Here is a 17,693-nt window from a genome sequence, read left to right on the forward strand (position 1 = left end):
GGCGCCACAGTGCTGTTCGAATGCCCATGCTCACGCCTCGGCGAGTAGCGCCTCGAGTTTGCCGTTGATCTCGTGCAACTGCGAGCCGAGCATGCTGACGATCTTCTCGCGCGCCCGTTCACTCACCCCCGCTGTGATGTGGTGCAGGATGTTGAGCCGGGCACCGTCGACCCACGCCATCATGTCCGGATCGGTGAACCAGTGCAGCTGATTGCGGTTGAACGCCAACATCATTCGCAACCAGTCGGCGGGCAGATGCGGGTAGGGCACCGGACCGCAGAACGCGTTGCGCGTCTCGTCGTCGCCGTAGGCCGCCTCGACGTGACCGATCACCGACGCGGAGAACGCCGGCTGGCAGGTGCGCACCGTCTGCAGCGTGATGCGCTCACCGTCGAAGATCGGTGCCGGCGCCTTGTCGCCCAGCCCGTCGGCGGTGCAGTCGACGTAGAGCACCGACCCGTCGACGTCGACGGTCCCGCCGTCCAGCGTCACGCGTCCCGGCTCGATCGCGGTCACGTGGCCGAGCCGGACCACGCCGTCAATGCGTCGCAGGAGTTCCAGTTCGCCCTGCGACACGATCGCGCAGCGGTACATCGTCGGATCGACCGACGCGTCGATCCGCAGGAGGCAGCCCTTCGCCTCCAGCCGGGCGAACAGGTCGGCGAACGACGTCGCGTCCCGGACCGCGACCAGCTGCGCGGTGAAATCGGCGAGCGCCCGCTTGGCGAACTGGGCCCCGGGCTGCACGGTCGCCCGGTCCATCAGCCACGCCTCGCGCGGTTTGATCCACGTCAACCGCTGCGGTGGCACCCCGTGGCGCAGCAGGAACACGCACGCGTCCATCGCGGTCTTGCCTGCGCCGACGATGACGTAGCGGTCACGGAGGTCCCGGACGCGCGGCAGCGCGTTCGGCGCGACGCACTCGACTCCGCCGGCCACGTCGTAGGCCGGCGGCCGCATCGACGGCACCACCACGTCGAGGTGGCTGACCACTGTGCGGCGCGCGACCACCTCGAGATCTTCGCCGCCCAGCGTGCGGATAAGCCCGCCGCCGAGGTGTTCGGCCATCGGGAGATAGGTGACCCGGCCGGTCGGCTGCAACTGCTCGCGCATCACCGCCTCGTAGTACGCGCACACCTCCGCGCCGCCGGCCAGTTCGTAGAACCCGGCGTTGGGGCCGCTCCGGTCGATCGCCCCGCTGCCCAGGTGCCGGGAGTTGACGCCGTAGTACGCCGACGGCTGGTGCAGCCGCACGAACGGATACGCCGTCGTCCAGTGCCCGCCCGGGGCGTGGTTGCGGTCGACGATCACGACACTCGCGTCCGATTCGGCGATCAGCGCGTCGACGAACGCCATGCCCATCGCCCCCGCCCCGACGACGAGGTAGTCGGCCTGAATCGGACGCATCAGCGCACCGTGTCGAAGAATGCGGCCACATCGCCGGCGAACAGTTCGGGTTGCTCGAAGGCGGCGAAGTGTCCGCCGCGCGGCATCGTCGTCCAATGGGTGATGCGGTAGCTGTCCTCGCACCAGTGCCGGGGCATCGGGATGATCTCTTTCGGGAACGACGCCACCCCGGTCGGCACCGTGACCGGCCCCGTATCCCGGCCGCCGTGGGCGTTCTCCCAGTAGAGCCGGGCAGAGGAGGCGGCCGACGCGGTGACCCAGTACAGCATCACGTTGTCGAGTAGCTCGTCTCTGGTGAACACGTTCTCGGGATGGCCGTCGCAGTCGCTCCATTCCCAGAACTTCTCGACGATCCAGGCGAGCTGCCCGACGGGGGAGTCGACCAGCCCGTAGCCCAGTGTCTGCGGGCGAGTGGACTGCTGCGTGGAGTATCCGATGCCCCACTTCTTGCGCTGGGCCATCGCCGCCAGCGCGTGCTGTTCTTCCTCGCTGGGGTCGGCGAGGTCCTTCGGCGGCCGGCCGATCGGCATGTTGACGTGGATGGCGACGCATCGGCCCGCGTTGCGGCCGAGTTGTGTCGTCACCACCGCGCCCCAGTCGCCGCCTTGGGCGCCGTAGCGGTCATAGCCCAGGCGCGCCATGAGTTCGTCCCACGCGAGCGCGATGCGCGAGGTGCCCCACCCCGTCGACGCCGGCTTGCCGGAGAAGCCGTATCCGGGCAGCGACGGGCACACGACGTGAAAGCCGGCCTGGGTCAACGGCTCGATGACCTTCTGGAATTCGACGACGGAGCCGGGCCAGCCGTGCGTGATCAGCAGGGGAAAGGCGTCGGGACGTGGTGAGCGCTGGTGAATGAAATGGATGTCGAGGCCGTCGATCTCGGTGGTGAACTGGTCGAAGCGGTTGAGCGCGGCTTCGCGGGCGCGCCAGTCGTAGCCGCGGGCCCAGTACCCGGCCAGCTCACGGGTGTAGGCCAGCGGGATGCCCTGGCTCCAGTCGTCGACGCATTCGGCCTCCGGCCATCGGGTGTTCGCCAGCCGGGCCGTCAGGTCGGCCAGGACGGCGTCGGGCACCGCGATGCGGAAAGGTGTGACTGCGGACACACGACGGATCCTCGCACGGCGGCGCCGTCGCGCGGCCGCAGCAGCGGCGAAACCGGCGTACGCACGGACGGCACCCTTTTTCGGGGGTAGCGGGGCGGACTATGTGACGTAGAGCATATTGGCATGGGCACCAACACCGATTTGTACCGCAGTGCGCGTGACCAGCTGGTCGCGGTCATCGGCGACTACGACGAGGCGCTGCGGAGTTTCCGGTGGCCGCAGCTCGAGGGCACGTTCAACTGGGCCACCGACTGGTTCGACGTCGTCGCGCGCGATCCGGTTACCGCCGACCGGCGCGCGCTGTGGATCGTCGAGGAAGACGGCCGCGAAGAGCAGGTCACGTTCGCCCAGATGGCGGACCGTTCTGACCGGGTGGCCACCTGGCTGGAGCACGCCGGCGTCGGCAAGGGCGACCGGGTCATCCTGATGCTGGGCAATCAGGTCGAGTTGTGGGAGGCCATGCTGGCCGTGGCCAAGCTCGGCGCCGTCACGATGCCGACGACCGGGGCGCTCGGGCCAGCCGACCTCGCCGACCGCATCACCCGCGGCGGCGCGACAGCCGTCATCGCCAACGCCGCGGACGCCGAGAAGTTCACCGAGGTGCCGGGCGACTACACGCGCATCGCGGTCGGCACCGCCGTCCCCGGCTGGCTCACCTACGCCGAGGCGTACGAAACGGTCTCGAACGGACCGTTCGCCGCGCGCACCACCGTCGACGACACGATGCTGATCTACTTCACCTCCGGCACCACCAGCAAGCCGAAGCTGGTCGAGCACTCGCAGGTGAGCTATCCGGTCGGGCATCTGTCGACGATGGCGTGGATCGGGGTGCGCCCCGGCGACGTACACCTGGCGATCAGCTCACCGGGCTGGGCCAAACACGCGTGGAGCTGCTTCTTCGCGCCCTGGATCGCCGAGGCGACGATCTTCGTCTACAACTACCGCCGCTTCGACGCCGCGGCACTGCTGCATCAACTCGACCGGGCGCAGGTGAACACGTTCTGCGCGCCGCCGACGGTGTGGCGCATGCTCATCCAGTCCGACCTCGGCGCGAAACCCGCCGGGCTACGCGAGATCCTCGGCGCGGGCGAACCACTCAACCCCGACGTCATCGCGCAGGTCGAGAAGGCGTGGGGGCTGACGATCCGCGACGGCTTCGGCCAGACCGAGACAACGCTGCAGATCGGCAACACGCCCGGCCAGCCGGTCAAACCGGGTTCGATGGGACGGCCGATGCCGGGTGTCCCTGTCGTGCTGGTCGACCCGCTCACCGGACGCCCCGCCGAGGAGGGCGAGATCTGCCTGGACCTGAGCCTGTATCCGCGCAACCTGATGACCGGCTATCTCGACGACCCCGCCCGCAACGCCGCGGTGTTCGATCGCGGTCACTACCACACCGGCGACGTCGCCCGGCGTGATCCGGACGGCTACATCACCTACATCGGCCGCACCGACGACGTCTTCAAATCCTCGGACTACAAGGTGTCTCCGTTCGAGTTGGAGAGCGTGCTCATCGAGCATCCCGCGGTGGTCGAGGCCGCCGTGGTGCCGCAGCCCGACGACACCCGGCTGACGGTGCCCAAGGCCTATGTCGCATTGGCCGACGGCTGGGATGCCAACGCCGACACCGCGAAAGCGATCATGGAGTACGCCCGCGACCACCTCGCCCCGTACCTCAAGGTGCGTCGTGTCGAGTTCTACGAACTGCCCAAGACGATCTCCGGCAAGATCCGCCGGGTGGAGTTGCGCCGTCGCGAAGAGGATTGCGCGGGGCAGGCGATCGCGACCGAATACCGTTACGAAGACCTGGTGAGCGGATGAAGTCCCACGACGCCGGACCCACCGGCACCCCGATCATCGAGGAGACGATCGGGGCGCATTTCGAACGCATCGCCCAGCAATACCCGGATAACGAAGCGCTGGTCGAGGTGGTCACCGGACGGCGCTGGACCTACGCCGAACTGAACGCCGAAATCGACATCACCGCAAGAGGTCTCGTGGCGCTCGGTGTCGAGCGCGGTGAACGGGTGGGGATCTGGGCGCCCAACTGCGCGGAGTGGACGATCGTGCAGTACGCGACGGCCAAGATCGGCGCGATCCTGGTGAACATCAACCCGGCCTACCGCACCCACGAATTGGCTTACGTGCTCGAACAATCCGGGGTGCGCACGCTCATCGCGGCGACGGCGTTCAAATCCACCGATTACGTCGCGATGGTCGACGAGGTGCGTCCCCGCTGCACCCGGCTGCAAGAGGTGATCTTCCTCGGCACCGACGACTGGGCGGCGCTGCAACGCGGGGCGGACGCTGTGACGGTCACGCAGTTGCAGCACTGTATGACCGAGTTGGACGCTCGCGACCCCGTGAACATCCAGTACACCTCCGGGACGACGGGGTTCCCGAAAGGGGCGACGCTGTCGCACCGCAACATCGGCAACAACGGGTTCTTCGTCACCGAACTGATCAACCTCGGTCCGGCCGACCGGCTGTGCATTCCGGTGCCCTTCTACCACTGCTTCGGCATGGTGATGGGCAATCTCGGGTGCACCACCCACGGCGCGACCATGGTGATCCCGGCGCCCGGGTTCGATCCCGGGCTCACCCTGGCTGCGATCGAGAAAGAAAGGTGCACAGGCGTTTACGGTGTGCCCACGATGTTCATCGCGATGCTCTCTCACCCCGACTTCGGCCGCACCGACGTCTCATCACTGCGGACGGGCATCATGGCCGGTTCGGTGTGTCCGGTCGAGGTGATGAAACGCTGCGTCAACGAGATGCACATGACGGAGGTCGCCATCGCCTACGGCATGACGGAGACCTCCCCGGTGTCGTGTCAGACGCTGATCGACGACGACCTCGAACGGCGCACCGCGTCGATCGGCCGCGCCCATCCGCACGTCGAGGTCAAGATCGTCTACCCCGCCACCGGCGAGACCGTGGAACGCGGTGAGCCCGGCGAATTCTGCACCCGCGGCTATTCGGTGATGCTCGGATATTGGAACGACGAGGACAAGACCGCCCAGGCGATCGACCCGGAGGGCTGGATGCACACCGGCGATCTGGCGGTCATGCGGGAGGACGGCTACTGCAACGTTGTCGGCCGCATCAAGGACATGGTCATCCGCGGTGGGGAGAACATCTATCCCCGCGAGGTCGAGGAGTTCCTCTACACCCATCCCGACATCGAGGACGCCCAGGTGATCGGGGTGCCCGACGAGAAGTACGGCGAGGAGATCTGCGCGTGGATCCGGATGAAGCCGGGCCGCCCGCCGCTGACCGCCGACGCGGTGCGCGAATTCGCCTGCGGCAAGCTCGCCCACTACAAGATCCCGCGTTACGTGCACGTCGCCGACGAGTTCCCGATGACGGTCACCGGGAAGGTGCGCAAGGTGGACATGCGCGCCGAGAGCGTGCGGCTCCTGGGGCTCGACGGCGAGAACTGAGCTGCCGAAGTCGGTGGGTGCTGCGAGGATGGGACGATGTCCGCCGCGCACCGGTCGGCCGTCCTCGCACGGCGCGGATGTGCGCTGGTCGCGGTCGTCTCCGCGGGCTTGCACGTGACGTCGCTGGGCCACGCCGCCAACCCGGTCGCCGGTGCGCTTCTGGCGGTGATGATCGTCGGCTGCCTGTTCTGCGCCTACGAGCTGTGGACCCACGGGAGTCTGCGGGCGTGGCTTCTCGTCGCGCTGATGAACCTCGCGATGATCGCGGTGCACCTGCCCGCCCCCGTCCACCACCACGGTCAGGCCGCGACGGCCGGTCCCTCGGCGGTGATGGGCGTGGCGACGCTGCTGGCGATGGTCGAGGTCGTCGCGGCGGCCGCGGTGTTGTACCTGCGCACCCGTCACCTCGGTTCCGCGCTGAATCAGGATCCCGGTTCTCGATCGCACTGATGTTCGGATGACGCGCATACTCGAGCCCACTTGCGGGCATAGAAACGTCATGAGTGAAGATCCAGGCGTCGCGCCGCAGGAGAACCCGCAGAAGGACCAGTCGGACTGGGTCACCGGTGACGAGCCGATGACCGGTCCGCAGCGCAGCTATCTGAACACCCTGGCGCAGGAGGCGGGGGAGGAGATCCCCGAGAATCTGACCAAGGCGCAGGCATCCGAGATGATCGACCGGCTTCAGCAGCAGACCGGACGGGGGAAGTCATGACCGTCAGCGCCGACGACGTACGCCAACTGCTCGGCACCGACGGGGACGCCGTGCTGGTGCTGATCGAGGGCCGCGCCGAGGTGGTGACGGCCGGGCAACTGGGCTCGCCGCAGTACCTGGGCGCGCTCGAGATCATCTCCCGTGACGAACTGCTCAAACGCACGGGCGGCACGGACCTCGGTGACCGCGAACTCGAAGAGCAGGCCGCGGCGCTCAACACCGCGGTGGACGAACTGGGCGGCTGAGCGCTGCGCTCCGCCGGGAGAGCATGTGCTTTGCCCGCCTTCGAGCGACAAAGTCGCTGAACGCATAGGCGATCCAGGTTTGCCGCGACACAGTCGCTAGGAGGCGGGCAACTCGACATGTGGTCCGCCCGGAGGCTGCAGTGGCCGTTGTGACTTTCGTGGCGTCAGGGCAACCCGATGCGGCGGTAGCGGTCGAGCCGCCGCTGCAGGCGGGTCGCCGCAGGCACATCGCGCAGGCCGTGCAATTCCGCCGCGATGGTGGCCGACAGCCGGTGGGTGAATTCCAGCGGTTCGTCGGCGGCGTCGGGATGCTCGCCGACCACCGCGTCGACGATCCCGTTGCGCAGCAGATCCGCCGACCGCACGCCCTGCGCGGCGGCGAGTTCGGCCGCATGGTCGAGGTCGCGATAGACGATCGCGCTGGCCCCCTCGGGCGGCAACGGCGCCAGCCAGCCGTGCAATGCGGCCAGTACCCGGTCGGCGGGCACCATGGCCAGTGCGGGCCCGCCCGACCCCTGTCCCATGAGCACCGACACCGTCGGGGTGTCCAGCGTGACCAGGTCGGCCAGGCAGCGGGCGATCTCCCCGGCCAGCCCACCCTGTTCGGCCTCGACGGTCAGCGCCGGACCCGCGGTGTCGATGACCAGCACCAACGGCAGTTGCAGTCCGGCGGCCAGCGCCATGCCGCGGCGCGCCTCGCGCAGCGCGGCCGGGCCGATGCGGAGGGCAGGAGCGGAGTGACCCGGGATTGCGTCCGGCCCGCCGATCACCCGCTGCTGACCGACCACGACGGCGGGCTGTCCGCCGAAGCGGGCCAGCGCCAGCAGCGTCGTCGCCGCTTCGCCGCGGCCGGTCCCCGACAGCAGCACCCGGTCGGTGGTGCCGTGCCGCAACAGATAGCCGACTCCCGGCCGGTCCGGGCGCCGCGACGCCTCGACCGACGTCCACGCCGGCACATCCGCTGGCGGTTCGCTGGGCGGCGCGTCGGGTGGCGGATCGGGTGCGTCCGAGACGACGGTGAGCGCACGGTTGAGCGTCGCGCGCAGCATGCTCAGCGGCACCACCCCGTCGATCACACCGTGCCGGTCCAGGTTCTCCGCGGTCTGGATGCCCGACGGGAACGGTTCGCCGTAGAGGTGTTCGTAGACGCGGGGGCCGAGGAACCCGATCAGCGCGCCGGGTTCGGCGGCGGTGACGTGGCCGAGTGACCCCCAGGACGCGAACACCCCGCCGGTCGTCGGGTGACGCAGGTAGACCAGGTACGGCAGGTGCGCCTGCTTGTGCAGTTCCACCGCGGCGGTGATCTTGACCATCTGCAGGAACGCGACGGTGCCCTCCTGCATCCGGGTGCCGCCCGACGACGGTGACGCCACCAGCGGCAGCCGTTCGGCGGTGGCCCGCTGAACCGCGGCGGTGATGCGTTCGGCCGCGGCCACCCCGATCGAGCCGGCCAGGAAGTCGAATTCACAGGCCACCACCGCGACCCGGCGGCCGAAGACCCGGCCCTCGCCGGTCAGCACGGCTTCGTCGAGCCCGGTCTTCTCCGAGGCGGCCGCCAGGTCGGCGCGGTAGGAGTCGGTGGTGGCCACCGCCAGTGGCGCGTCGTCCCAGCTGAGGAACGACCCCTCGTCGAGGACGGCGTCACGCAGCTCGAGGGCACCGATCCGGCTCACGCGGCCAGGGTATATAGGGTGGCCGCATGATTGGTGTCACACGCGACGGCAATGTGCTCACCCTGGAGATGCAGCGGGCCGAACGCCGCAACGCACTCAACGGCGAACTCGTCGACGGCCTGCGCGAAGCCATCGAGAAGGCGGGCACCGAGGACGTGCGCGCCATCGTCCTCACCGGCCAGGGCCACGTGTTCAGCTCGGGTGCCGACCTGTCCGGCGGCCAGGGAGTCGCCGACGAGCTGCCCGACAAGGCCAGGGCGCTGAACTTCGCCATCGACCGGGCGCCGGTCCCGGTGATCGCCGCGGTCAACGGTCCGGCGATCGGCGCAGGCGTCATCCTGTCGATGATCTGCGACCTGCGGGTCGTGTCACCCGACGCCTACTTCCAGTTCCCCGTCGCGAAATACGGTATTGCGCTGGACAATTGGAGTATCCGTCGGCTGACCTCGCTGGTCGGGGCCGGCCGGGCGAGAGGCATGCTGCTGGGTGCCGAACGGCTCACGGCCGAGGTCGCGCTGCAGACGGGTATGGCCAACCGGGCCGGCACACTCGCCGACGCGCAGGAGTGGGCGCGGGAGATCGCGGGATACGCGCCGCTGGCACTGCAGCACGCGAAGCGGGTGCTCAACGACGACGGCGCGTACGAGGACCCGTGGCCGGCGCACCAGGAACTGTTCGACAGGGCGTGGGGCAGCCAGGACATCATCGAGGCGCAGGTGGCGCGCATCGAGAAGCGGCCGCCGAGGTTCAAGGGGGCCTGAGGTGACGGGGTCAGCGCTGCGGTTCGGATTCGGCACGGCGTCGGTGCTCGCCGGCGGGTGGGTGCTGCGGGCGCTGCAGGGCACGCCCGCCTCGCTGGGCGCCACCCCCGCCGAGATCCACCCGGTCGCCACCCGCAGCCCGAACTACCGCGACGGCGCGTTCGTCAACCGCGAACCGGCCGCCACCATGAGCCTCGACGCCGAACAGCGCAGACTGCTCATGCGCGAACTGGTCACCCGGCGTGACGGCAGCCGCCCCGCAGGGCCGATCCCGATCGTGACCCCCACGTCCACCGACGGCGAGGCGGCGGGTCTGGCGGCCTACTGGCACGGCCACTCCTCGGCTCTGATCGAGGTCGACGGGTACCGCGTGCTCACCGACCCGATCTGGAGTGACCGCTGCTCTCCGTCGCGTGCCGTCGGTCCGCAACGCCTGCACGAACCCCCGCTGCCCCTGGAACAACTGCCCGCCGTCGACGCCGTGCTGATCAGCCACGACCACTACGACCACCTCGACATCGACACGATCCTCGGGCTCGCGCGCACACAGCGCGCCCCGTTCTGCGTCCCCCTCGGTGTGGGTGCGCACCTGCGCAAATGGGGTATCTCCGAGGAGCGCATCGTCGAACTCGACTGGAACGAGAGCCATCGGATCGGAGACCTCAGGCTGGTCTGCACCCCGGCCCGGCACTTCTCCGGGCGGCTGTTCACCCGCAACACCACGCTCTGGTCGTCGTGGGCGATCAGCGGTCCCCAGCACCGCGTGTTCTTCGGCGGCGACACCGGCTACACCACTGCGTTCGCCGAAATCGGTTCGGAGTACGGGCCTTTCGACCTGACACTGCTTCCGGTCGGCGCCTACCACCCGGCGTGGCCGGACATCCACATGAACCCCGAGGAGGCCGTCCGTGCCCATCGGGACATGACCGATGCGGGCGGCGGTGTACTGCTCCCCGTCCACTGGGGCACCTTCCGGCTGGCGCCACACCCGTGGGCCGAACCTGTGGAGCGGCTGTTGGCCGCCGCCGGTTCGGCCGACGTGCGCGTCGTGGTGCCCAAACCGGGCCAGCGGGTCGAGCGGGGAGCGTCACCGCCGTTAGAGCCGTGGTGGCAGCTCTGAGCGGCTAGCGTGCAGGCTGTGACCCGCCGACTCTTGCCGTTCGTCGCCCTCGCCGCGACCCTCACCCTGGTCGCAGGGTGTGACTCCGCGCCGAGTGAGGCGCCGCAGTCCGCCCCGGCGAAACCCCAATCCGATGTCCCGCCGCCGCTGGTGCCCGCGATGCCACTGCCCGACGGCGCCGTCGACAAGGCCGTCGAAAAGCTCGACGGAATGGCCGAGGACCTGTTGGCCAAGTCGGGCATCCCCGGTATGGCGGTCGCGGTCGTCCATGGCGGGAAAACGGTGTACGCCAAGGGATTCGGTGTCACCGATGTGAGGACCGGTGCGAAGGTGGGCCCCGACACGGTGTTCCAGCTCGCGTCGGTGTCCAAACCGCTGGGCGCAACCGTCGTCGCCCACCAGGTCGGCCAGGGCGCGGTCGGCTGGGACACCCCCATCGTGTCGAAACTGCCGTGGTTCGCGCTCTCGGACCCCGCGGTGACACAGATGGTCACCGTCGGCGATCTGTACTCCCACCGTTCGGGGCTGCCCGACCACGCCGGCGATCTCCTCGAGGAGCTCGGATACGACCGCAGGGCCATCCTCGAGCGGTTGCGCCAGCTCCCGCTGGCGCCGTTCCGGGATTCCTACGCCTACACCAACTTCGGCCTCACCGCCGCCGCGGAGGCGGTCGCCACCAGTGCGGGCAAGCCGTGGGAGACGCTCAGCGAGGAAGTGCTCTACCGGCCGCTGGGGATGACGTCGACCAGTTCGCGTTTCGCCGACTACGAGAAGCGGCCCGACCGTGCGGTCGGCCACATCCACGTCGACGACCGCTACGAACCGCTCTACGTCCGCGATGCCGACGAGGAAGGCCCCGCGGGCGGGGTGAGTTCGTCGGTCAACGACGTGGCGAAGTGGCTGACCATGGTGTTGGCCGACGGCAGCGCCAACGGTGAGCAGATCATCGACCCCGAGGCGCTGCTGCCCGCGCTCACCCCGCAGAGCACATCGAGTCCGGCGAGCGAACCGGCGATGCGAACCGGCTTCTACGGGTTCGGCTTCAATGTCGGCACCTCGTCGGCGGCCCGCGTCGAGCTCAGCCATTCGGGGGCGTTCGAACTCGGCGCGGCGACGAACTTCGTGGTCCTTCCGTCCGCGGACGTGGCGATCGTCGCGCTGACGAACGCCACCCCTGCGGGCATCCCCGAGACGCTGACCGCCCAGTTCGCCGATCTCGTGCAGTTCGGCGAGGTGCGGGAGGACTGGTACGGCCTCTACCACGACGCGTTCGTCGCGATGGACAAGCCCGTCGGATCGCTGGTCGGCAAGCAGCCCCCGGCCAACCCCGCCCCGTCCGCACCGCCCGCGTCACTGGCGGGGGTCTACAACAACGACTTCTGGGGTCCGGCCACCGTCACCGAGGCGGGTGGCTCGCTGGGGCTGCAGGTCGGGCCGCACGGTGACGTCTGGCCGTTGAAGCACTGGGACGGCAACGTCTTCACGTTCAGCTTCGTCACGGAGAACTCCTCTCCGGGTTCGGTTTCCAAGGCCACCTTCGATGGGAACCGCCTGACGCTGGAGTACTTCGACGAGGAACACAACGGGACCTTCACGCGATGAGCGCCTGCGCGAAGAGCCGAAGGGCGCGATGACGGCGGGTCCGGCTGTCACCACCGCCGGGCTGAGCGACGACGAGGTCGCCCAGCGCGTCGCGGAGGGTAGGTCGAACGACGTCCCGACGCGCGCCGCGCGCACCACCTCCGAAATCGTCCGCGCCAACGTCTTCACCCGCATCAACGCCATCCTCGGCGTACTGCTGATCATCGTGCTGTCCACCGGTTCGGTCATCAACGGCGCCTTCGGTCTGCTGATCGTCGCCAACAGCGGTATCGGCATCATCCAGGAACTGCGGGCCAAGCGGACCCTGGACAAGCTGGCGATCGTCGGGCAGGCGAAACCCTTGGTGCGCAGACGGTCCGGTACCCAGGCGCGCACACCGAGCGAGGTGGTGCTCGACGACATCATCGAGTTGGGACCCGGGGACCAGATCGTCGTCGACGGCGAGGTGGTCGAGGACAGCAATCTGGAGGTCGACGAGTCCCTGCTCACCGGAGAGGCGGACGCGATCGCCAAAGACGCCGGCGACGCGGTGATGTCGGGCAGTTTCGTGGTCTCCGGATCCGGCGCGTACCGGGCCACCAAGGTGGGCCGCGAGGCGTACGCCGCCAAACTCGCCGAGGAGGCCAGCAAGTTCACGCTGGTGAAATCCGAACTCCGCAGCGGCATCAACAAGATCCTCCGGTTCATCACCTACCTGTTGGTGCCCGCGGGCCTGCTCACCATCTACACCCAGCTGTTCACCACCGACACCGGCTGGCGCCGCGCGGTGCTGGCCATGGTGGGGGCGCTGGTGCCGATGGTGCCCGAGGGTCTGGTGCTGATGACGTCGATCGCGTTCGCGGTCGGCGTCGTCCGGCTGGGCCGGCGCCAGTGCCTGGTGAACGAACTGCCCGCCATCGAGGGGCTGGCCCGCGTCGACGTGGTGTGCGCGGACAAGACCGGCACTCTGACCGAGAACGGGATGCGGTTGTCGAGTCTGGAAGTGCTGACTCCTGATGGTCCCCGGGGGCAGGAGCGAAGCGACCGGGGGGCGGCATCAGTGGAGGACGTGCTGGCCTCGATGGCCGCCGACGACACCCGGCCCAACACCAGCATGCAGGCGATCGCGGAGGCCTACCCGGACGCACCCGGGTGGACCGCCACCGCGTCCGCCCCGTTCAAATCGGCCACCAAGTGGAGCGGGGTGTCCTACGGCGAGCACGGCAACTGGGTGATCGGTGCGCCCGACGTGCTGCTCGACAGGGGGTCACCGGTCGCCCAACAGGCCGAGGAGATCGGCTCGCACGGGCTGCGCGTCCTGTTGGTGGGTTCCAGCGACGTGCCAGTGGACGATCCGGCCGCACCGGGCGCCGTGACACCCGTCGCGCTGGTGGTGCTCGAACAACGGGTCCGGCCCGACGCCCGCGACACCCTCGATTACTTCGCGTCCCAACAGGTTTCGGTCAAGGTCATCTCCGGTGACAACGCAGTGTCGGTGGGTGCGGTGGCCGGCTCGCTCGGCTTGCGCGGCGAATGCATGGACGCCCGCCGACTGCCCGAGAACGCGGGCGATCTCGCCGAGACGGTCGAATCGCACACCACGTTCGGCCGGGTCCGCCCGGACCAGAAGCGGGCGATGGTGCACGCCCTGCAGTCCCGCGGGCACACCGTGGCCATGACCGGTGACGGCGTCAACGACGTCCTCGCGCTCAAGGACGCCGACATCGGCGTCGCGATGGGCGCGGGCAGCCCGGCCACCCGCGCGGTCGCCCAGATCGTGTTGCTGGACAACAAGTTCGCCACGCTGCCGTACGTGGTCGGCGAGGGCCGCCGGGTGATCGGCAACATCGAACGCGTCTCGAACCTCTTCCTCACCAAGACCGTCTACTCGGTGCTGCTCGCGGTACTGGTCGGGATGGCCGGGCTGGCGTCGGCGGTGTTCGGCACCGATCCGCTGCTGTTTCCGTTCCAGCCCATCCACGTCACGATCGCGGCCTGGTTCACCATCGGTATCCCGGCGTTCGTGCTGTCGTTGGCGCCGAACAACGAGCGGGCCCACACCGGGTTCGTGCGGCGGGTGATGACGGCGGCGCTGCCGTCGGGTGTCGTGGTGGGAACGGCGACGTTCGTGTCCTACCTGCTCGCCTATCAGGGCCGCGCCGCCAGTGAGACCGAGCAGACGCAGGCCTCCACCGCGGCGCTCATCACGTTGCTGGTGACGGCGATCTGGGTGCTGGCCGTGGTGGCCCGGCCCTACGAGTGGTGGCGGGTGGCGTTGGTGGCGTTATCCGCGCTGGCCTACGTGGTGATCTTCTCGATCCCATGGGCTCAGCATCTGTTCATCCTCGACCCGACGAACGTGACGACCACCTCCATGGCGCTCGGCGTCGGTCTCGTCGGTGCGGCAGCCATCGAAGTGCTCTGGTGGGTGCAGGGAAGGTTGCTCGGGGAGCGGCGCCTGTTGTGGCGCGAACGGTAGGCTGGGCGCATGGCATTCCTCGACAAGGTGAAGCACTGGGTGTCGAAGAACCCCGACAAGGCCGGCACGGCAATCCAGAAGGCCGGCGACCTCTTCGACCAGAAGACGAAGGGCAAATACGCGCCGCACGTCAACAAGGCGCAGAATGCCGCACGGGACTACGTCACCAAGAACAACCCGCCGCCGCCCGGCCAGCCCCCGGTCAACCCGCAGAACCCGCCACTGCATCCCTGACCCATGGCGAAGCTCTCAGTCTCCGTCGACGTCCCACTACCGCCGGAGAAGGCGTGGGAGTGCGCCTCCGACCTGTCGCGGTACAGGGAGTGGCTGTCCATCCACAAGGTGTGGCGCTCGAAGCTGCCCGAAACCCTGGACAAGGGCGCCGAGATCGACTCGATCGTCGAAGTGATGGGCATGCCCAACCGGGTGCACTGGACCATCGTCCACTACAAGCCGCCGCAGGCGATGACCCTCAATGGCGACGGTAAGGGCGGGGTGAAGGTCAAGCTGATGGGCAAGGTCAAACCCGCCGGTGAGGGCTCGACCGTCACGTTCGACATCCACCTGGGTGGGGCTGCCCTGTTCGGACCGATCGGCATGGTGGTCGCCGGCGCGCTCAAGAGCGACATCCGCGAATCGCTGGACCGGTTCAAGGCCGTCTTCGCGCCGGCCTGAGGTTCACCTGCCTCGCGACAGCGCCGCGACCGCTTCGTCGACCGGGGTGTCGCCTCCGATCAGTTCGAAGGTCTGCCCACCGGTTTCGGGTGTGTCCAGCACCGCCACCAGAACCGCGGCGACATCCGCGCGTGGGATGCTGCCCCGGCCGGTCGACTCGGCGATCGTCACCAGCCCGGTCCCGGCGTCGTCGGTCAGCATGCCGGGCCGCACGATCGTCGCCTGAAGCCCGGGCCGCCCGCGTACGTCGTCGTCGGCCGCACCTTTGGCGCGCAGGTACGTCGTGAAGACCGGATCGTCGCCGTCGGCGGCGTCGGCGTCGGCCCCCATCGAGGAGACCATCAGGTACCGCGGGACGCCCGCCGCCTGGGCCGCGTCGGCCAGCAGGATCGCGGCATCGCGGTCGACGGTCTCCTTGCGGGCCGCGCCGCTGCCCGGGCCCGCACCCGCGGCGAACACCACCGCGTCGGCGCCCTGCAGGTGTCCGGCGACGGCCTCCACCGAGGAATTCTCCAGGTCCAGCACGATGGCTTCCGCTCCGGCGGCTTCGAGATCGCCGGCGTGGCCGGGGTTGCGGATCAAGCCGGCCACCGTGTCGCCGCGTCGCGTCAGCAGCCGTTCCAGAATCAGCGCGATCTTGCCGTGTCCACCGGCGACCACCACACGCATCCGAACTCCCTCCTAGTGGACCCGTCGCCGAAACACGAGCCTGCCGAATTCGTCCGCCGACCGGCGCACTGACTCCAGTTCCAGTGACACCAACAGGGTATCCCTCCTAGGCCGCGAAGACCTGCGAGTCATCCGCGAACGCTTTGAACTCCAAGGCGTTTCCCGCAGGGTCGAGCAGAAACATCGTCCACTGCTCACCGACCTCACCTTCGAACCGCACGTACGGTTCGATGACGAACTCGACGTCGGCGGCGCGCAACCGGTCGGCGAGCCGGTGGAAGTCGGCGACGGTCAGGATCACGCCGAAGTGGGGTACCGGGACGTCGTGCCCGTCGACCGGGTTGTGCACCGCACGCGGGCGTTCGGGTGCGAGGTGCGTGACGACCTGGTGCCCGTGCAGGTTCCAGTCCACCCAGGTCTCGGCGCTGCGGCCCTGGGGGAGGCCCAGCACCTCACCGTAGAACCGGCGGGCGGCGGCCAGATCGTCGACGGGCATCGCGAGGTGAAAGCGGGGAATCGGTGAGTCGAACACGGTCATGGTGAAAATGCTAGCGATCCGCGTGTGTGCCGATGGTCGACGGCACCTGCGGGGCGGGGCGGAATTCGATGGGCAGACTCCTCGGCCCACTCATGCCCAGCATCGGTTTCCACGGCGCGGGCCCGGCACGGCGGATGCTGGGCATCCGGTGGGCGAGGGTGCCGAGCGCTTCGGCCAGCTCGAGCCGGGCGAGGTTGGCACCCAGACAGTAGTGGACGCCGCCACCGAAGGTCAGGATGGCCGGGGGTGCCTGGCGGGTGATGTCGAAGCGGTCGGGGTCGGGGTACACGGTGGGGTCGCAGTTGGCTGCGAAGGTGTTCACGAAGACGAACGTGCCTGCGGGAAAGAGATATCCACCGACGCCGACGTCCTCGATCACCGTGCGCAGCGTGCTGCACACCGACGGTGAATGGCGCATGCTCTCCTCGACCGCCCGCATGGCCAGGTCGGGATCGTCGCGAAGTAGCGCCCACTGCCCGGGGTGGTCGCACAGCACCTGCATGGACGCGGACAGCTGGTTGCGGGTGGTGTCCGTCCCCGCCACCAGCAGACTGGCCACCGTCATCCGCAATTCGTCGGCGCCCAGCCGGTCGCCGTCGTCTTCCGCGCGGATGAGGTCAGAGAGAAGATCATCCCTCAGAGCGCGCCGTCGATCCGCGATCATCTCGTCGACGTAGGCGTCGAGTTCGCCCCACGCGCGCATGACGGCAGGAACCTCGTCGACGAGGTTGACGTCGAAGCTCACCATCTTGAAGATCTCTTCCGCCCACTGCGAGAACTTCTCCCAGTCCTCACGGGGCGCCCCGAGGAGAGCGCAGATGACCGGAATCGGATAGTGCCGTGCGATGTCGGTGACGACGTCGCAGCGGCCCGCATCGGCGACGGCGTCGGCCAGTTCGTTGATCACCTCGACGATGGTCTCGTGCAGACGCGCGGTGGCCCGCGGGGTGAAGGCCTTCGAGACCAGGCTTCGCAGCCGATGGTGCCGGGCGCCCTCGGCGCACATGATGCTCCCGACGACGCGATCCCACAGCGGACCCGACGTCACGCCCTGAGCAGTGAGATGGATCCCAGGCGGGATGACGAACCGGTTGTCCCGCAGGATTGTCCGGGCGAGCTCGTAGGAGAGTATCTCGGGGCCGAGCGGTCCGAGCGCGAGTGGGGCCAGCCGCTGCGCCTCCCGGATCCGGGGGAGCACCTCCCGCGGTGTCTCGGTGACGTCGTAGGTCAGCGTCGGCAGTCCCGCGTCGAATACGCTGGGCATCGCCGTGTCGACAGTCATGG

Annotated in this window: 17 protein-coding genes; 11 read left to right on the forward strand and 6 right to left on the reverse strand. The window is 68.8% G+C overall.

Translation table 11 applies throughout. From position 1 onward, the window contains the following. Positions 1-30 precede the first annotated feature (30 nt). Together I7X18_RS05535 and I7X18_RS05540 are read right to left on the reverse strand one after the other, a co-directional pair. Entirely contained in the window at positions 31-1,407 is a 1,377-nt protein-coding gene (locus tag I7X18_RS05535) for an NAD(P)-binding protein (RefSeq protein WP_193044180.1), read from the reverse strand. Continuing rightward, a complete protein-coding gene (locus I7X18_RS05540) occupies positions 1,407-2,510 on the reverse strand; it encodes an epoxide hydrolase family protein (protein ID WP_193044179.1) in 1,104 nt (367 codons plus the stop codon). The genes I7X18_RS05535 and I7X18_RS05540 overlap by 1 nt, the downstream gene beginning before the upstream one ends. A 123-nt stretch (positions 2,511-2,633) precedes the next feature. Here I7X18_RS05540 and I7X18_RS05545 point away from each other — a divergent pair, with 123 nt between their 5' ends. Genes I7X18_RS05545 through I7X18_RS05565 form a run of 5 tightly spaced genes read left to right on the forward strand, consistent with a single transcriptional unit; the run spans position 2,634 to position 6,913 of the window. Then, positions 2,634-4,331, forward strand: a complete 1,698-nt coding sequence (locus tag I7X18_RS05545) for an AMP-binding protein (protein WP_193044178.1) — start codon at positions 2,634-2,636, stop codon at positions 4,329-4,331. Continuing rightward, a complete protein-coding gene (locus I7X18_RS05550; RefSeq protein WP_193044177.1) occupies positions 4,328-5,953 on the forward strand; it encodes an AMP-binding protein in 1,626 nt (541 codons plus the stop codon). Before I7X18_RS05545 ends, I7X18_RS05550 begins: the two co-directional genes overlap by 4 nt. Before the next feature lie 36 nt (positions 5,954-5,989). Beyond that, positions 5,990-6,403, forward strand: coding sequence for a hypothetical protein (locus I7X18_RS05555; protein WP_193044176.1), 414 nt, complete (start codon positions 5,990-5,992; stop codon positions 6,401-6,403). A gap of 49 nt (positions 6,404-6,452) precedes the next feature. Further along, positions 6,453-6,668 carry a DUF3072 domain-containing protein gene (locus I7X18_RS05560; RefSeq protein WP_193044175.1) on the forward strand — a complete coding sequence of 72 codons (216 nt, stop codon included), beginning with the start codon at positions 6,453-6,455 and terminating at the stop codon, positions 6,666-6,668. Beyond that, on the forward strand, positions 6,665-6,913 hold the full coding sequence (locus tag I7X18_RS05565; RefSeq protein ID WP_193044174.1) for a hypothetical protein: 249 nt from the start codon (positions 6,665-6,667) through the stop codon (positions 6,911-6,913). The genes I7X18_RS05560 and I7X18_RS05565 overlap by 4 nt, the downstream gene beginning before the upstream one ends. Before the next feature lie 164 nt (positions 6,914-7,077). On the opposite strand, the gene I7X18_RS05570 is transcribed toward I7X18_RS05565, so the two are convergent. Next, positions 7,078-8,586 carry an acetyl-coenzyme A carboxylase carboxyl transferase subunits beta/alpha gene (locus I7X18_RS05570; RefSeq protein WP_193044173.1) on the reverse strand — a complete coding sequence of 503 codons (1,509 nt, stop codon included), beginning with the start codon at positions 8,584-8,586 and terminating at the stop codon, positions 7,078-7,080. A 26-nt stretch (positions 8,587-8,612) separates the two neighbouring features. Here I7X18_RS05570 and I7X18_RS05575 point away from each other — a divergent pair, with 26 nt between their 5' ends. The 6 genes from I7X18_RS05575 to I7X18_RS05600 are packed head-to-tail and all read left to right on the forward strand — an operon-like array spanning position 8,613 to position 15,202. Further along, the gene (locus I7X18_RS05575) at positions 8,613-9,347 is read left to right on the forward strand and encodes an enoyl-CoA hydratase (RefSeq protein WP_193044172.1); all 735 of its coding nucleotides are present in this window, start codon (positions 8,613-8,615) and stop codon (positions 9,345-9,347) included. A gap of 1 nt (position 9,348) precedes the next feature. Further along, a complete protein-coding gene (locus I7X18_RS05580; protein ID WP_193044171.1) occupies positions 9,349-10,467 on the forward strand; it encodes an MBL fold metallo-hydrolase in 1,119 nt (372 codons plus the stop codon). A gap of 9 nt (positions 10,468-10,476) precedes the next feature. Continuing rightward, positions 10,477-12,069: a serine hydrolase gene (locus tag I7X18_RS05585; RefSeq protein ID WP_193044170.1), complete on the forward strand. Its 1,593-nt coding sequence runs from the start codon at positions 10,477-10,479 to the stop codon at positions 12,067-12,069. Between the two features lie 28 nt (positions 12,070-12,097). Beyond that, positions 12,098-14,527: a cation-translocating P-type ATPase gene (locus tag I7X18_RS05590; protein WP_193044169.1), complete on the forward strand. Its 2,430-nt coding sequence runs from the start codon at positions 12,098-12,100 to the stop codon at positions 14,525-14,527. Between the two features lie 9 nt (positions 14,528-14,536). Then, positions 14,537-14,761 (forward strand): antitoxin, encoded by a 225-nt coding sequence (locus I7X18_RS05595; protein ID WP_193044168.1) that lies wholly within the window; start codon positions 14,537-14,539, stop codon positions 14,759-14,761. A 3-nt stretch (positions 14,762-14,764) separates the two neighbouring features. Next, a complete protein-coding gene (locus I7X18_RS05600) occupies positions 14,765-15,202 on the forward strand; it encodes a type II toxin-antitoxin system Rv0910 family toxin (protein WP_193044167.1) in 438 nt (145 codons plus the stop codon). Positions 15,203-15,205: 3 nt separating this feature from the next. Here the strand turns inward: I7X18_RS05600 and I7X18_RS05605 are convergent, their stop codons facing one another. From I7X18_RS05605 to I7X18_RS05615, 3 genes are all read right to left on the reverse strand, one after another. Further along, a complete protein-coding gene (locus I7X18_RS05605) occupies positions 15,206-15,871 on the reverse strand; it encodes an NAD(P)H-binding protein (protein WP_193044166.1) in 666 nt (221 codons plus the stop codon). 106 nt (positions 15,872-15,977) lie between these two features. After that, the gene (locus I7X18_RS05610; protein ID WP_193044165.1) at positions 15,978-16,409 is read right to left on the reverse strand and encodes a VOC family protein; all 432 of its coding nucleotides are present in this window, start codon (positions 16,407-16,409) and stop codon (positions 15,978-15,980) included. Between the two features lie 10 nt (positions 16,410-16,419). Beyond that, entirely contained in the window at positions 16,420-17,691 is a 1,272-nt protein-coding gene (locus I7X18_RS05615) for a cytochrome P450 (RefSeq protein ID WP_193044164.1), read from the reverse strand. Positions 17,692-17,693: the final 2 nt, after the last annotated feature.

Origin of the sequence: Mycolicibacterium baixiangningiae (genome assembly GCF_016313185.1) — a bacterium.
In the GTDB taxonomy this organism is placed as follows: Bacteria; Actinomycetota; Actinomycetes; order Mycobacteriales; family Mycobacteriaceae; genus Mycobacterium; species Mycobacterium baixiangningiae.

Bases quoted from the DNA above. Each gene is read 5' to 3' on its own strand.
- I7X18_RS05535 (WP_193044180.1), bottom strand. From the start codon at position 1,407: ATGCGTCCGATTCAGGCCGACTACCTCGTCGTCGGGGCGGGGGCGATG.
- I7X18_RS05545 (WP_193044178.1), top strand. From the start codon at position 2,634: ATGGGCACCAACACCGATTTGTACCGCAGTGCGCGTGACCAGCTGGTC.
- I7X18_RS05550 (WP_193044177.1), top strand. From the start codon at position 4,328: ATGAAGTCCCACGACGCCGGACCCACCGGCACCCCGATCATCGAGGAG.
- I7X18_RS05555 (WP_193044176.1), top strand. From the start codon at position 5,990: ATGTCCGCCGCGCACCGGTCGGCCGTCCTCGCACGGCGCGGATGTGCG.
- I7X18_RS05560 (WP_193044175.1), top strand. From the start codon at position 6,453: ATGAGTGAAGATCCAGGCGTCGCGCCGCAGGAGAACCCGCAGAAGGAC.
- I7X18_RS05565 (WP_193044174.1), top strand. From the start codon at position 6,665: ATGACCGTCAGCGCCGACGACGTACGCCAACTGCTCGGCACCGACGGG.
- I7X18_RS05575 (WP_193044172.1), top strand. From the start codon at position 8,613: ATGATTGGTGTCACACGCGACGGCAATGTGCTCACCCTGGAGATGCAG.
- I7X18_RS05590 (WP_193044169.1), top strand. From the start codon at position 12,098: ATGACGGCGGGTCCGGCTGTCACCACCGCCGGGCTGAGCGACGACGAG.
- I7X18_RS05595 (WP_193044168.1), top strand. From the start codon at position 14,537: ATGGCATTCCTCGACAAGGTGAAGCACTGGGTGTCGAAGAACCCCGAC.
- I7X18_RS05600 (WP_193044167.1), top strand. From the start codon at position 14,765: ATGGCGAAGCTCTCAGTCTCCGTCGACGTCCCACTACCGCCGGAGAAG.
- I7X18_RS05605 (WP_193044166.1), bottom strand. From the start codon at position 15,871: ATGCGTGTGGTGGTCGCCGGTGGACACGGCAAGATCGCGCTGATTCTG.
- I7X18_RS05610 (WP_193044165.1), bottom strand. From the start codon at position 16,409: ATGACCGTGTTCGACTCACCGATTCCCCGCTTTCACCTCGCGATGCCC.
- I7X18_RS05615 (WP_193044164.1), bottom strand. From the start codon at position 17,691: ATGACTGTCGACACGGCGATGCCCAGCGTATTCGACGCGGGACTGCCG.